12 protein-coding genes are annotated in these 14,167 nt (G+C 71.2%); 10 read left to right on the top strand and 2 right to left on the bottom strand.

Annotation, left to right across the window (positions count from 1 at the left end):
* Nucleotides 1-4: 4 nt before the first annotated feature.
* A complete protein-coding gene (gene gabT, locus VGJ24_RS07175; RefSeq protein ID WP_331499831.1) occupies nt 5-1,354 on the bottom strand; it encodes a 4-aminobutyrate--2-oxoglutarate transaminase in 1,350 nt (449 codons plus the stop codon).
* Between the two features lie 164 nt (nt 1,355-1,518).
* Between gabT and VGJ24_RS07170 the strand changes: the two genes are divergently transcribed.
* On the top strand, nt 1,519-2,214 hold the full coding sequence (locus tag VGJ24_RS07170; protein ID WP_331499830.1) for a VOC family protein: 696 nt from the start codon (nt 1,519-1,521) through the stop codon (nt 2,212-2,214).
* A 78-nt stretch (nt 2,215-2,292) separates the two neighbouring features.
* Here VGJ24_RS07170 and ddaH read toward each other — a convergent pair whose 3' ends face one another.
* Nucleotides 2,293-3,066 (bottom strand): dimethylargininase, encoded by a 774-nt coding sequence (gene ddaH, locus VGJ24_RS07165; RefSeq protein ID WP_331499829.1) that lies wholly within the window; start codon nt 3,064-3,066, stop codon nt 2,293-2,295.
* A gap of 120 nt (nt 3,067-3,186) precedes the next feature.
* Here ddaH and VGJ24_RS07160 point away from each other — a divergent pair, with 120 nt between their 5' ends.
* The 9 genes from VGJ24_RS07160 (at nt 3,187) to VGJ24_RS07120 (ending at nt 14,143) form a co-directional block, all read left to right on the top strand.
* A complete protein-coding gene (locus VGJ24_RS07160) occupies nt 3,187-6,006 on the top strand; it encodes a helix-turn-helix transcriptional regulator (RefSeq protein ID WP_331499828.1) in 2,820 nt (939 codons plus the stop codon).
* A gap of 47 nt (nt 6,007-6,053) precedes the next feature.
* Entirely contained in the window at nt 6,054-6,326 is a 273-nt protein-coding gene (locus VGJ24_RS07155; RefSeq protein WP_331499827.1) for a hypothetical protein, read from the top strand.
* Between the two features lie 25 nt (nt 6,327-6,351).
* On the top strand, nt 6,352-6,993 hold the full coding sequence (locus VGJ24_RS07150; protein ID WP_331499826.1) for a hypothetical protein: 642 nt from the start codon (nt 6,352-6,354) through the stop codon (nt 6,991-6,993).
* Nucleotides 6,994-7,039: 46 nt separating this feature from the next.
* Nucleotides 7,040-8,140, top strand: a complete 1,101-nt coding sequence (locus VGJ24_RS07145) for a 1-deoxy-D-xylulose-5-phosphate reductoisomerase (protein WP_331499825.1) — start codon at nt 7,040-7,042, stop codon at nt 8,138-8,140.
* The gene (locus VGJ24_RS07140) at nt 8,137-9,483 is read left to right on the top strand and encodes a site-2 protease family protein (protein ID WP_331499824.1); all 1,347 of its coding nucleotides are present in this window, start codon (nt 8,137-8,139) and stop codon (nt 9,481-9,483) included. Before VGJ24_RS07145 ends, VGJ24_RS07140 begins: the two co-directional genes overlap by 4 nt.
* 81 nt (nt 9,484-9,564) lie before the next feature.
* On the top strand, nt 9,565-9,990 hold the full coding sequence (locus VGJ24_RS07135) for a hypothetical protein (protein ID WP_331499823.1): 426 nt from the start codon (nt 9,565-9,567) through the stop codon (nt 9,988-9,990).
* Between the two features lie 19 nt (nt 9,991-10,009).
* Complete coding sequence (locus VGJ24_RS07130) at nt 10,010-11,770, top strand: hypothetical protein (protein WP_331499822.1); 1,761 nt, start codon at nt 10,010-10,012, stop codon at nt 11,768-11,770.
* Nucleotides 11,771-11,847: 77 nt separating this feature from the next.
* A complete protein-coding gene (gene ispG, locus VGJ24_RS07125) occupies nt 11,848-12,999 on the top strand; it encodes a flavodoxin-dependent (E)-4-hydroxy-3-methylbut-2-enyl-diphosphate synthase (RefSeq protein WP_331499821.1) in 1,152 nt (383 codons plus the stop codon).
* A complete protein-coding gene (locus VGJ24_RS07120) occupies nt 12,983-14,143 on the top strand; it encodes an alkaline phosphatase family protein (RefSeq protein ID WP_331499820.1) in 1,161 nt (386 codons plus the stop codon). Before ispG ends, VGJ24_RS07120 begins: the two co-directional genes overlap by 17 nt.
* The last annotated feature ends 24 nt before the right edge of the window (nt 14,144-14,167 follow it).

The raw sequence follows: 14,167 nt of genomic DNA, 5'->3' as shown, positions 1-14,167 counted from the left end.
GTCGTCAGGCGGTGGCGGCGAACGCCTCGGCGACGACGTCGAACGCCTCGTCCAGCAGCTCGTCGCTGATCGACAGCGGTGGGAGGAAGCGGAAGACGTTGCCCCAGGTACCGCAGGTGAGGACCACGACGCCGTTCTTGTGGCAGTACGCCGCAACCGCACCCGCGCGGGCGGCGTCCGGCTCCAGGGTGCCGGGCTTGACCAGCTCGATCGCCATCATCGCGCCGCGGCCGCGGATGTCGCCGATCGCCGGGTGATCCGCGGCGATCGACTCCAGCCGGCGGCGGATGAGCGACTCGATCGAGCGAGCACGCGTGGGGAGGTCGTGCGTCTTCATCTCGTGGATGGCGCCCAGCGCCGCGGCGCAGGCGACCGGGTTGCCGCCGTACGTGCCGCCGAGACCTCCGGCGTGCACGGCGTCCATCACCTCGGAGCGCCCGGTGACCGCGGCCAGCGGAAGTCCGCCGGCGATGCCCTTGGCCGTGGTGATCAGGTCGGGGACGACGCCCTCGTGGTCGCAGGCGAACCAGTCGCCGGTGCGGCAGAAGCCGGACTGGATCTCGTCGGCGACGAACAGCACGTCGTTCTCCCGGCACCAGGCCGAGAGGGCCGGCAGGAACCCGTCCGCGGGGACCACGAACCCACCCTCACCGAGGATCGGCTCAATGACGATGCAGGCGAGGTTCTCCGCACCGACCTGCTTCTCGATCTGGTCGATCGCGCGAGCGGCCGCGTCCTGGCCCTTGATCCCTTCGGTCTCGCGGAACGGGTAGGACATCGGGACGCGGTAGACCTCGCCGGCGAACGGGCCGAAGCCGTTCTTGTACGGCATGTTCTTCGACGTCATCGCCATCGTCAGGTTCGTGCGGCCGTGGTAGGCGTGGTCGAACACCACGACCGCGTCCTTGCCGGTCGCCACGCGGGCGATCTTCACGGCGTTCTCGACGGCCTCGGCGCCGGAGTTGAACAGCGCCGACTTCTTCGCGTGATCGCCCGGCGTGAGCTCGGCGAGTGCGACCGCGACGTCCACGTAGCCGTCGTACGGCGTGATCATGAAGCAGGTATGGGTGAAGGCCGCGACCTGCTCCTGCACTCGAGTGACGACCTCGGGAGCGGCGTTACCGACCGTGGTGACGGCGATGCCGGAGCCGAGGTCGATCAGCGTGTTGCCGTCGACATCGCGGATCACGCCACCACCCGCGGCCTCCACGAAGACGGGCAGGGTGGTGCCGACCCCGTCCGCGACGAACTCCTTCTTGCGGGCGAGCTTCTCCTGCGACCGCGGCCCGGGGATCTCGGTGACCAGGTTCCGCTGCTGGGTGAGGGTCGTGCTGCCGGCGAGTGTGGTGCTCATGCCAGCAGCCTACGGCCGTCCGGATTGCGGATTCCACCGGCCGAGTGGCCACGATCCACCGATTCCGTCGCGGCTCCCGGTGCGGCGAGCTGTTGGATAGTACGTATCAAACGGCCGCGAGAGTACGGCCGCGCCACCGACCGTTTGATACGTACTATCCGTTCGTGGGTCTGGCAACGTACAAGGACCTCTGCATCGACGTGGCCGATGCGCGCACGTCCGGCGAGTACTGGTCGACCATGCTGGGTTGGCGCGTCGAGATGCACGACGACGGCGACGCCCATCTCCGTGACGACTCCGGACGCATCCAGGTCTGGCTGAACGTCGTGCCGGAACCGAAGTCCGTGAAGAACCGCGTCCACCTCGACGTGAACGCCGAGTCGGTGCAACGCGCGCTCGACGCCGGGGCAACGGTCGTCGAGGAGTACCCGCGCTGGACGACCTTGCTCGACCCGGACGGCCAGGAGCACTGCGTCTTCCCTCGCGCCGAGCCGGTCGAGAAGCGGCCGTACGAGCTGGTCTGGGACTGCCACGAGGGCGCGCAGCCGAGCCACGACCTCGCCGCGTGGTGGTGCGGGGTCGTGGGCGGGTCGGTCGTCGACGACGACGACGACGACGACGAGGGTGGCTTCTCCTTCATCCGCGACATGCCCGACTGTCCCTGGGACTTCTTCGTCTTCGGCGGCGTGCCCGAGCCGAAGACGGTCAAGAACCGTGTGCACATCGACGTCCGCACCGACGACCTCGAGGCGCTGACCGCCCACGGCGCGACCGTGGTGCGAGCCAAGGGGGACGGCGGCCTGGGATGGACCGTGATGGCGGACCCGGCCGGCAACGAGTTCTGCGCCTTCACCGACTGACCCTCACGCGGGACTCCTCGCCACCGAGGCCGTGCGGAGCCCGAGGAGACGCAGACGGCCGCCGCGCGACGCGGCGGGTCAGGGGGTATGGCGCAACCGCACCGACAGACACGTCACGCAGCCCTCGAGCTTGATGAACTCGCTGATGTCGACCGCGACGACGTCCAACCCTCGCTCCTCGAACAGCCTCTTGCTGTCGGGGGCGTCCGAGCTCATCAGCACCGTTTCGCCGCCCAGCAGGACGACGTGTGAGCCCGACTCCTCGGGCACGGCCAGGAACGACTCCCAGATCGCAGGATCGTCCACCAGCGGCTCATAGCCGACCACGGTCCCATCGGGCAGTGCGGTCACCGCAGACTTCAGGTGCAGCACCTTCGAGACCAGCACCGGTACGACGTGCGCGCCGTACGGTTCCAGGTACGACGTCAGCTGGTCGAGGCCGGACCGGTTCGTGCGGCCACCCATCCCGACCCACACCGTGCCGCCGTGCTTCAGCACGTCACCACCGTCGAGCGTGCCGGGTGCCTGGATCGACACCACGTCGTACCCGAGCACACCGAGGAGGTCGGCGACCGCAGCCGTCTCCGGCTTCCGCTCGTCGGCGCCGGGACGCGTGACCACGGCCCGGTCGCCGTACATCACGACGGTGTCCTCGACGAACGCGCTGTCTGGGCAGCCGTCTGCGGGGGACACCTCGAGGGTCTCCCACCCGGCGTCCCGGAGGGCCGCGACGTACCCATCCCACTGGCGCATCGCCAGATCGACGTCCACCGGCTTTCGGTCGATGTGCGTGAGGAGTCCCTCGGCCAGGCGGGTCGAAGGACGGCGTACCAGGGCCCGGCGCTCGTGCATGGCCGGAGTCTAGGACGAGGCGTGTGCTCGCTCCCCGGTCTTCGTCGCCGTCTGACCTTGCCGAGTGTGCGCCGGACGCGGGACCGTTCTCCTAGGTCCGCTGGCGAGGAGGGGCCGGCCATGACACAGGCCATCGCGGGCAGGACCGCAGAGATCGGCGTCCTCGATCGCCTGCTCGCCGACCGGCTCGCCGAGCCGAGAGCCGTGCTGATCGACGGGGCACCCGGCATCGGCAAGACGACGTTGCTGCGAGTTCTGCTCGCGTCGGCGCGCGAGCAGCAGTACGCCGTGGCGACCTGCCAGCCGACGCGCTCGGAGATGGAGCTGTCCTACGCGGGCCTGGTCGGGCTGCTCGGCGACCTCGGCATCGACGCCGTGAGAGAGCTGCCCGCTCCTCAGGCCCGCGTGCTGCGCACCGTCATGCGACTGGAGGAGACCGTGGAGCCGGTCGACCGACTCTCGCTCGACCTGGCGACCCTGGCGGTCCTGCGGGCGGTGGCCGCGGACCGCCCGCTCCTGGTGGCCGTCGACGACGCTCAGTGGCTCGACCAGCCCACGGCCCGGGTCCTCGCGTTCGTGGTGCGCCGCCTGGCCGGGACCAGCACGCGCATCGCCGTCGTGCGCAGCCTCGGCGCTGTTCCGCTGCTTCGCCTCGGAGATCGATCCGCTGCGCACGATGACCCCGTCGACTGGCCCGCCGAGCTGGGCCGGGCGATGGCCGAGGGGCGCTTCGACACCCTCGAGGTGGGCCCGGTCGGGCCGAGCGACCTCTCGCGGATCCTGCGCCGGGTGCTCGGCTGGGCGCCGGCGTGGCCGCGCCTGGTCCGGATCGCGGAGCTGTCGCAGGGCAACCCGTTGCACGCGCTCGAGCTCACGCGCGCCTTCGGCGCGGTCGGCTCGGGGGACGGTCTAGAGGGACCGCTGTCCGACAGTGTCCTGGACCTCGCGCGGTCCAGGATCGCCGGACTCCCGGACCGGGTACGCGAGGCTCTGGAGCTGGCCTCGGTCCCTCGCGACCCACTACTGAACCTGCTCGGACATCTCGATCCCACGGCCCTCGACCTCCGGGAGGCGCTCGAGGCGGCCGGCCGCCAGGGCATCGTGACCGTGGTGGACGACCGGGTTCGTTTCACCCACCCGATCCTGGCCGCGGCGACGTACGGTTCCATCCCCGCTGCCCGCCGCCGGGACCTGCACCGGGCCCTGGCGATGCTCTCCGACAACCTCGAGGAACGCGCCCGGCACCTGGCCACCGCCGCGGAGGGGCCGGACGCAGAGGTGGCGGTGGCGCTCGAAGGTGCCGCCGAGCAGGCGTGGCTTCGAGGAGCACCCGATGCCGCTGCCGACCTCCTGCACCTGGCGTGCCGGCTGACGCCGCCGGCCGACGCGGAAGCGCTCGCGCTGCGTCGTACCGCCTACGGCCGGCTCATGCACAGCGCCGGCGACGCCCCCGGTGCCGTCGCCGAGCTCGAGTCGTTGGTGGGCAGCCTGCCCGAGGGGATGCTTCGGGCCGGGGCGCTCTTCCACCTGATGTACGTCGCTCGCCTCTCGGGCGCTCTCGAACGCGCCGTGGAGCACGGGGTCGAGGCCGCGGCCGAGTCGGCCGGGGACCCGCTCTTCCAGGCCGAGGTGCTCGAGCTCCTCTCCCGGATCTCCGACAACGACATCGACCGCAAGCTGGACGCGGCCCGCCGAGCGCTCGAGGCCGTCGAGCGGGTCCCGAGACCGGATCCGGAGGTGGTCTTCCAGGTCCGCGCGGCCCTGGTCGAGGCAGAGTTCTACGCCGGCCTCGGCATCCACCTGGAGCGCCTCCGAGGTCTGGACCCGGCACCGAGGCCGCGGTTCCCCCCGGTCCGCACCGCCTCACACGGCGACGACCTGGTCGGCCGGCTGCTCGCGTACGACGGCCGGGTCGACGAGGGTCTCGAGCTCCTACGTGCCATGTACGACCGAGCCAGCATCGAGAACAGGTCGATCCTGCCGGCGATCCTGGGTTGGATGGCCGAAGCACAGCTGATGGCCGGGCGTTTCCTGGCGGCCCTCGACCTCACTCGCGAGGCCGTCGACCGGGCCCAGGAGACGGGAGGCAAGGGCGGTCTCCCGTGGGAGGTGGGCTTCCATGCCGTCACGCTGGCCAGGCTGGGCCGGGTGGACGAGGCCGAGTCGGCGGCCGGGCAGGTCCTGGAGGCCGGTGACACGGTCGGCCTGGACAGAGCGCCCGCCCTGCTGGCCCTCGGCGTCGTTGCTGTATCACGTGGTGACCTGGAGGCAGCGGTCGCACACCTGAGGACTCTCGACCAGCTGAAGCGGCAGGCCGGGATCCGCGAGCCGCGGATGTGCGCGCACGTGGGTGACTTCGTCGAGGCGCTGGTCGCGGCCGGAGCGCTGGACGAGGCCTCCCAGGTCCTCGCCCGTCTCGACGACGAGGCCGCGACCTCGCGGGGACGATGGTCCCAAGCCGTCGCTGCCCGGTCCCGGGCGATGGTCCTGGCCGCCCACGGCGATCTCGAGGACGCCATGGGCACGGCGGACCGATCGCTCCAGCTGTTCGAGGGGCTGCCAGCGCCGTTCGAGCGCGCCCGGGCGCTCCTGCTGGTGGGCCAGCTCCGCCGACGCAGGAGGGAGAAGCGCCTCGCCCGAGAGGCGTTGCAGGAGGCCCTGGCGAGCTTCGAGGACCTGCACACACCCGAGTGGGCCGAGCGGGCTCGCAACGAGCTCGCGCGGATCCCGGACCACCAGTCCGACGGCCTGACCCCGACGGAGGACCGGGTCGCCCGCCTGGCTGCCGACGGCCTGACCAACGGGCAGATCGCGGAGCGGTTGTTCCTCAGCCCGAAGACCGTCGAGGTCAACCTGACCCGGATCTACCGCAAGCTCGGGGTACGCCGAGCGGCTCTGGCGACCCGGTTGGCCGAGATCGGGGACGTGGGTCGGACATAGGGGAAACCCTGATTCGTGCCGGTCCCGCGATCCGTACGTTCGGCGTCATGACGAGGACCAACCACTGGGTCGCCGAGTGCTTCTGGCCCGGTGCCAGCGACGAGGAGCTCGGCGACCTCGACAGCCGGTTGGTGCGTGCCGCGTCAGAGCTTGCGGGGACCGGGGGACCCGCGAGCTACCTCGGCTGCCTGCGCATCACCGACGACGACGTCGTGCTCTTCCTCTTCGAGGGCTCGATCGCCTCGGTGCAGCAGGTGGCCGAGGGCACCGGTATCCGCGCCGAGCGGATTCTGCACTGCGTCCCGCGTCTCCGGACCTGACCTGAGATCGACAAAGGAGCCATCGATGAAACTCGCGCCCACTCTGGCGGCGACGGTCGTGCTGGCCTTCGCTCTCACCGCCTGCGGCAGCAAGGACCAGCCGTCCGCGGACCCGACGCCCACCGCGTCCCACAACGCCCGCGCCGGCTCCGGCCCGGGACCCGGTTCCTCCTCGCCGACTCAGTCCTACACGCCGTCGTCCAGCCCCAAGGCCGCCGAGGTGACCATCGACCCCTGCCAGCTGGTCACCCAGCAAGAGGCCTCGGACATGGCGCACGCCAGCTTCGGGCCCGGCAAGGAGGAGGGCACGAAGGTCCGTCACACGTGTGTGTACGGCGCGCAGACCCCGAACGTGCTGATGGTGTTCGTCCTCCAGGGCGCCACGACGGGCGACGCCCAGGCCGAGTGGAACCAGCTGCTGGCCGAGGCGAAGTCGGCCGCCGGGCAGGCAGCGAACCTCGTCCAGCTGACTCCTGACTCGAGCATCGGCGACCGGGCCGAGTGGGTCGAGCTCAACCTCTCGCAGATCGGTGTCTCCGGGCGGGGTCTGGCGTTCCTGCAGGGTCCCGTCGGCGTCTACATGATCGACGAGGTGCGGGGAGGGTCGGCGCCCAGCCGGGACGCGATGAGCACCCAGGCGCAGACCGTGCTGAGCCGCCTGCCCTGAGGCGCGGGGTCGCGGGGCTGGGTCATGGCCGGGGGAGAATGTCGCCATGACCCGGCCCCGCGATGTCGTCGTTCTCGGCTCCACCGGGTCTATCGGCACGCAGGCCCTTGAGATCGTCCGCGCCAACCCCGGGCGGTTCCGGATCGTCGGGCTCACCGCCGGTGGCAGCAACCGGGAGCTCTTCGACGCGCAGGTGGCGGAGTTCTCGCCGGCCTTCAACGGGCTGGGTGCCGATGCCTCCGCCGAGGCCGCCGGCCGGCCGTGCGACGTCGTGCTCAACGGCATCAACGGTGCGGTCGGGCTGGGCGCGACCCTGGCCACGCTGGATGCCGGCAACACGCTCGCCCTGGCCAACAAGGAGTCGCTGATCATGGGCGGCCCGCTCGTCCTCGAGCGCGCCAAGCCGGGTCAGATCGTGCCGGTCGACTCCGAGCACTCCGCGCTGGCGCAGTGCCTGCGCGGGGGCGCGGCCGACGAGGTACGTCGCCTCGTGCTGACCGCGTCCGGCGGCCCCTTCCGCGGCCGCATCCGTGACGAGCTGCTCGAGGTGACCGTCGACCAGGCGCTGGCCCACCCGACCTGGGACATGGGTCCCGTCGTCACCATCAACTCCGCCAACCTGGTCAACAAGGGTCTGGAGGTGATCGAGGCGCACCTGCTCTTCGGCATCCCCTACGACCGGATCGAGGTCGTGGTCCATCCGACGAGCGTGGTCCACTCGATGGTCGAGTTCGTGGACGGCTCCACCCTGGCGCAGGCGAGCCCGCCGACGATGCTCATCCCGATCGCACTCGGCCTCGCCTGGCCGGACCGGGTGCCATACACCGCCCCGCCGGTGGACTGGACGCAGGTCAACACCTGGGAGTTCTTCCCACTCGACGACGAGGCGTTCCCGGCGGTCCGACTGGCGCGAGAGGCCGGCACGACCGGGGGCACGGCGCCGGCCGTCTACAACGCGGCGAACGAGGTGGCGGTCGAGGCGTTCCGACGAGGACGGCTGGGGTTCGTGGAGATCATCGACACGGTTGCCCACGTGCTCGGGTCGCACGACGTACCCTCGAATGCAGTACCGACCCTCGACGACGTCCTGGCGGCCGATGCCTGGGCCCGCGACGAGGCCGCCCGCCTGATCGAAAGAGCCAGATGACCGTCCTGCTGTACCTCCTCGGTGTCGTGGCCTTCGTCGTCGCGATCCTGGCCTCGATCGGTCTGCACGAGCTCGGCCACATGATCCCGGCGAAGGCGTTCGGCGGGAAGGTGACGCAGTACTTCATCGGCTTCGGCCCCACGGTGTGGAGTCGGAGGAAGGGCGAGACCGAGTACGGCGTCAAGGCGATCCCGCTCGGCGGCTACGTGAAGATCGTGGGCATGCTCCCGCCCGACAAGGAGCACGCCGGCAAGGTGGAGTACGACGAGGACGGCAACCGCGTCGTCACGGTGCGGAAGTCGAACACCGGTCTGTTCGCCCAGCTGATCTCCGACGCGCGCGCGGCCGAGTGGGAGACCATCACGGCCGCCGATGAGGATCGGCTCTTCTACCGGATGGCCTGGTGGAAGAAGGTCGTGGTGATGGCCGGCGGGCCGACGGTCAACCTGATGATCGCGTTCCTGATCTTCGGCGGGCTGTTCGCGACGTACGGCAACCCGGCCGACGAGGTCCTCCACACGGCGGTGAGCAAGGTCGAGGCCTGCGTCGTCCCCGCCGCCGAGGACGGACGCGTGTGCACCGCCAAGGACCCGGTCAGCCCCGCCGCGCAGGCCGGGCTGCAGGCCGGGGACCGGTTCGTGTCCTTCAACGGCACGCCCGTGCGCAGCTGGACCGTCATGCAGGACCTCATCCGCAGCAACAAGAACGGCGCCGCCACGATCGTCGTCGAGCGAGACGGCCGGCAGGTCACGCTGCACACCAACACCATGGTCACGCCGCGGCCCACCGACGAGAACGACCCGACCAAGCTCACCCCGGTGGGCTTCCTCGGTGTGTCGCCCGAGGTCACCTTCACGACCGGCGGCGCGATCTACACGATCGAGCAGATGGGCGGACTCGCCAAGCAGTCGGCGCAGGCGCTGGCCACGCTCCCGGTCAAGGTCTGGGGAGTGGCCGAGGCGATCGCCGGCGTGAAGCCACGCGCCGCCGACAGCCCGGTCAGCGTCGTGGGCGGCGGCCGCCTGGCGGGCGAGACCGCGTCCGCCCAGGACTTCCCGCTCAAGGAGAAGCTGGTCAGCCTGCTGGCCCTGGTCGCCGGCTTCAACTTCTTCATCGGCCTGTTCAACTTCGTGCCGCTGCTGCCGCTGGACGGCGGACACATCGCGGGCGCCCTCTGGGAGGCGATCCGGCGTGGCATCGCCCGGTTGCGTCGCCGGCCCGACCCGGGATACGTCGACGTCGCCAGGCTCCTCCCCGTCGCGTACGTCGTCGCCAGCTTCCTGCTGGTCATGGGCGTGGTGCTGATCGTCGGCGACCTGGTCGTCCCCGTGCAGGTGACCTGAGCGGTCCTGGCAGGGCCGACGTCACGATGTGACGCCGTTCCTCACGCCTTCCGGGTGTCATCCCACACCGAGGAGGAGCTCATGACCGCACTGCACCACGAACCCGTCGCCGTCGCCGACCGCAGCGACCTGGCTGCCCTGTTCATCCGGTGGCTGGAGACCCACGAGATCCCGGCCGGACTCTTCACCGCGGACGTCTTCTGCGATCTCTCCCTGCCCCAGTGGCGGCTCCAGGGCGTCGGCCCCGAGACGGTCCACCAGCTGAGGGTGGGCGGCCACCCGATCACGGGCTCGGTGGTCCGACACCGGATCGACCCGACGCCGTCCGGCTTCGTCCTCGAGTTCGAGGAGGAGTGGGACGACCGCGGGCACTGGTACTGCCGCGAGCTCATGCGAGCCGACGTGCGTGACGGAGCCATCAGCGCCCTCTCCGTCTACTGCACCGGCGACTGGGACGAGCAGCGGGTCGCCGATCATGCCGCGGCCGTGACGCTCCTTCGCCCCTGACCGGTCCTACGCTGTCGCCGTGCCGACCGTCGACCGGGAGCAGGCTCGGGCGAGGTTGTCCCGCGCCGTCGAGGAGGCGCGGTCGGCCGGCGACACCGACGCGCTCGGCGCCGCTGCCCTCGCACTGGCCGCGACGCATCGCTTCGGCACCCATCCGGGCCGGCTGCCGGCCCACCTCTACGAGGCGTACGCCGCCGCCGATGGCCCGCGTCGGATCGGCCTGGCGGCGGCCCTGGCCCGGATCTGGGCGTACGGCGGGGAGGCCGACCGAGGGTTGCCGTTCGCGACCGAGGCGGTCGCGGCCGCCGACGAGGTCGACGACCCGGTGCTGCTGGCGGACGCCCTCGACGCGCTGCTGACGGTGCGGTGGGGTCCCGACGATCTCGACGTCCGCGTGTCCACGACCGCGCGGCTCGAGGACACGGTCGCCCTCGTGCCCGACCCGCAGGCCCGGCTGACGGCGTACCTCTGGCGCCTCACCACCACCCTCGAGACCCTCGACCTCGTCGCGACCCGTCGGATGCTGCGGGCGCTGGAGGACCTCGCCGTCGAGACCGGTTCCGCCCGGGTCCGGCTGTTCGCGGAGTCGCGGCTCGGGATGGCGGCGGCGCTCCGTGGCGACGCCGAAGAGGTCGAGGCCCGGCTCCGTGCGACGCGCACCGCGGCCGAGGAGTCCGGGGAGGTCGACGGGTATGCCCTCGAGCGGGTGCTGTCGTCAGCGCTCGCGCGGCTCCGGGGCGACATCGCGACCCTGGCGCTCGAGGCGGCGATCTACGACGAGTTCGGTACCACGGAAGCGGTCCCGTCGATCCTGGCCGAGGGCGCGCTGCTCTGGCTCGAGGTGGGCGAGTCCGCCCGGGCTCGGTCGGCCATGACCAGGCTCGGGCCGCTCTCCTCGGTGCCGCGTGACCTCGACTGGCTGCTCACCGTCTCCTCGATGACGATGGCCTCCGCCCGGATGGGAGTCCGAGACCTGACCGAGGAGGGCCTCGACCTGCTGACCCCGTACGCGGGACGCGGCATCGTCAACGCGGGCGCCGTCGCGTTCGCCGGCACCGTCGACGAGGTCCTCCACCTCGCGACCCGTTCGCTGGGCAGGCCCGAGGCAGACACCTGGCGCGCCTCGGCCGGGGCCGGCTACGCGCGGCTCGGGGCCACGTGGTGGGAGCAGCGGCTGGGTGGCCCGTCGGTGCCCGCCGAGTCCGCCCCTCGCGCCACCGTCTACCTCCACCCGGCACCGGACGGACTCTGGACTGTCGGTGTCGAGGGCCGCACCACCCGGCTGCGGGACCAGCGCGGGCTGCACCACGTGCGGGCGCTGCTACGTCGTCCGGGCGTCGACGTCGCGGCCGTTGCCCTGGTCGGGGCCCACGATGCCCCGCACGAGGATCGCGACGACCTCGTGGACGCCCAGGCGCTGCGTGCCTATCGGGACCGACTCGACGCCCTGGACGCCGAGCTCGACGAGGCCCGGAGCTGGGACGACGCCGGTCGGGTCACGGTGCTGACAGAGGAGCGCGACGCCCTGCTCGACCACGTGCGGACGGTGACCGGCCTCGGCGGCGCCTCTCGTCGTACGACGTCGACCGGCGAGCGGGCGCGGGTCAGCGTGCGCAAGGCGATCGTCGCCACGCTCGACCGTGTGGAGACCGCAGACCCCTGGCTCGGACGCCTCCTGCGCGACCGGATCTCGACCGGAGGCACCTGCGTCTACGAGCCCGACCCGGACCGTCCGGTGACCTGGGTCCTCGACGGTGGAGAACCATCCCCGAGCGCCTAGTCTGGGAGCATGCGCACCTCACCACACTCGCCGTGTCCCTCGTTGCGCTCCTCCGACGGACAACGCAAGGACAGCGCATGACCGCCGTCAGCCTGGGGATGCCCGAGGCACCCCCGCCCGTGCTCGCCCCCCGTCGTCAGACCCGACAGATCAAGGTCGGCAAGGTCGGGGTGGGCAGCGACCACCCGATCTCGGTGCAGTCGATGACCACGACCCTGACCGCGGACGTCAACACCACGCTCCAGCAGATCGCCGAGCTGACCGCATCCGGCTGCGACATCGTCCGGGTCGCCTGCCCGAGCCAGGACGACGCCGAGGCGCTGCCCGACATCGCGCAGCACTCCCAGATCCCGGTGATCGCCGACATCCACTTCCAGCCGAAGTACGTCTTCGCCGCGATCGAGGCGGGCTGCGCCGCCGTCCGGGTGAATCCGGGCAACATCCGGAAGTTCGACGACCAGATCAAGGAGATCGCCCGGGCCGCCAAGGACCACGGCACCTCGATCCGCATCGGCGTCAACGCCGGCAGCCTCGACAAGCGGCTGCTCGAGAAGTACGGCAAGGCCACGCCCGAGGCGCTCGTCGAGAGCGCCGTCTGGGAGGCGAGCCTGTTCGAGGAGCACGACTTCCACGACTTCAAGATCTCGGTCAAGCACAACGACCCCGTGGTGATGGTCCGGGCCTACGAGCTGCTCGCCGAGGCGGGCGACTGGCCGCTGCACCTCGGTGTGACCGAGGCCGGGCCCGCGTTCCAGGGCACGATCAAGTCGGCAACGGCGTTCGGCTCGCTGCTCAGTCGCGGCATCGGCGACACCATCCGCGTCTCGCTCTCCGCCCCTCCGGTGGAGGAGGTCAAGGTCGGCATCCAGATCCTGGAGTCGCTGAACCTCAAGCCCCGCCGGCTCGAGATCGTCTCGTGCCCCTCGTGCGGCCGGGCCCAGGTCGACGTGTACAAGCTCGCCGACGAGGTCACCGCCGGCCTCGACGGCCTCGAGGTGCCGCTCCGGGTCGCGGTGATGGGCTGCGTCGTGAACGGGCCGGGCGAGGCGCGCGAGGCCGACCTCGGCGTCGCCTCCGGCAACGGCAAGGGACAGATCTTCGTCAAGGGCGAGGTCATCAAGACCGTGCCGGAGTCGCAGATCGTCGAGACCCTGATCGAGGAGGCGATGCGGATCGCCGAGGGCATGGAGCCGGTCGACGGGGCCGGGGCGAGTGTCTCGGTCCGCTGAGTCGGCCGGCCCGCGAGCCACGCTGGTGGCGATCGGCGGTACGACGCTGCTCGTGCTCGCCATCGTGCTCACCCTGGCCCACCGGCACACGTTCTCGAGCTCGCCGAACGACGCGCTCCGAGGTCCGTCCGCGCGTGCCACCACGCCCCACGTCCGCCACGTGTTCGTCATCAACATCGAGAACAAGGGCTTCCGCACCACCTGGGGCCCACGCTCGGGCGCGCCGTACCTGGCCAAGACGCTGCGGAAGAAGGGGGTGCTGCTCTCGCAGTACTACGGCACCGCCCACCACAGCCTCGGCAACTACCTCGCCCAGATCTCGGGGCAGGGTCCTGATCTCGCCACCCAGCACGACTGTCCGATGTACACCCGCTTCAAGGAGAGCCGACCGGTCGCCCCGCCGGGGCAGGTGGTCGGCAACGGGTGCGTCTACCCGAAGAAGGTGGGCACCCTGCCCGAGCAGCTGGTGGGCGCCGGGCTCAGCTGGCGCGGCTACATGCAGGACATGGCCAGGCCCTGCCAGCACTCGCGACTGGGCACGCACGAGCGGTGGACGTCGGCGACGAAGCGACAGCAGTACGCCACGCGCCACAACCCGTTCATGTACTTCCGCTCGATCACCTCGCGCCCGTCGTACTGCAAGGCGCACGTGCGGCCGCTCGCCGCGCTGAGGGGCGATCTCCGCACGAAGGCGCACACCCGCACGCTGACCTACATCACGCCCGACCTCTGCCACGACGCGCACGACGCGCGTTGCGCGGACGGCGGCCCGGGCGGCCTGCGCGCGGCGAACAACTGGTTCAAGACCTGGGTGCCGCGGATCCTGCGCTCGCCCGCGTTCAGGGCCAACGGGATGCTGGTGATCACCGCCGACGAGTCCGAGGGCGCGAAGGAGGACTCACGCGCCTGCTGCGGCGAGGGGCCCGGCCCGAACGCCGGCCGGCCCGGCATCGAGGGACCGGGCGGCGGCCGCATCGGCGCCCTCGTGATCTCGCCGTACGTCGCGCCCGGGACGACCAGCGACCACGCGTACAACCACTACTCGTTGCTCGGCAGCATCGAGGACCTGTTCGGGCTGCCTCGTCTCGGCTACGCCCGGACGGTCTCCGACGTGTTCGGCGGCGACGTCTACAACGCCTCCTGACCCTTCGCGGGGCCGACCACGGAG

It is taken from the genome of Nocardioides sp. (genome assembly GCF_036493135.1).
GTDB lineage: Bacteria > Actinomycetota > Actinomycetes > Propionibacteriales > Nocardioidaceae > Nocardioides.
Note: the sequence above shows the minus strand (reverse complement) of the source record. Positions and strands in the feature narration are given on the sequence as shown.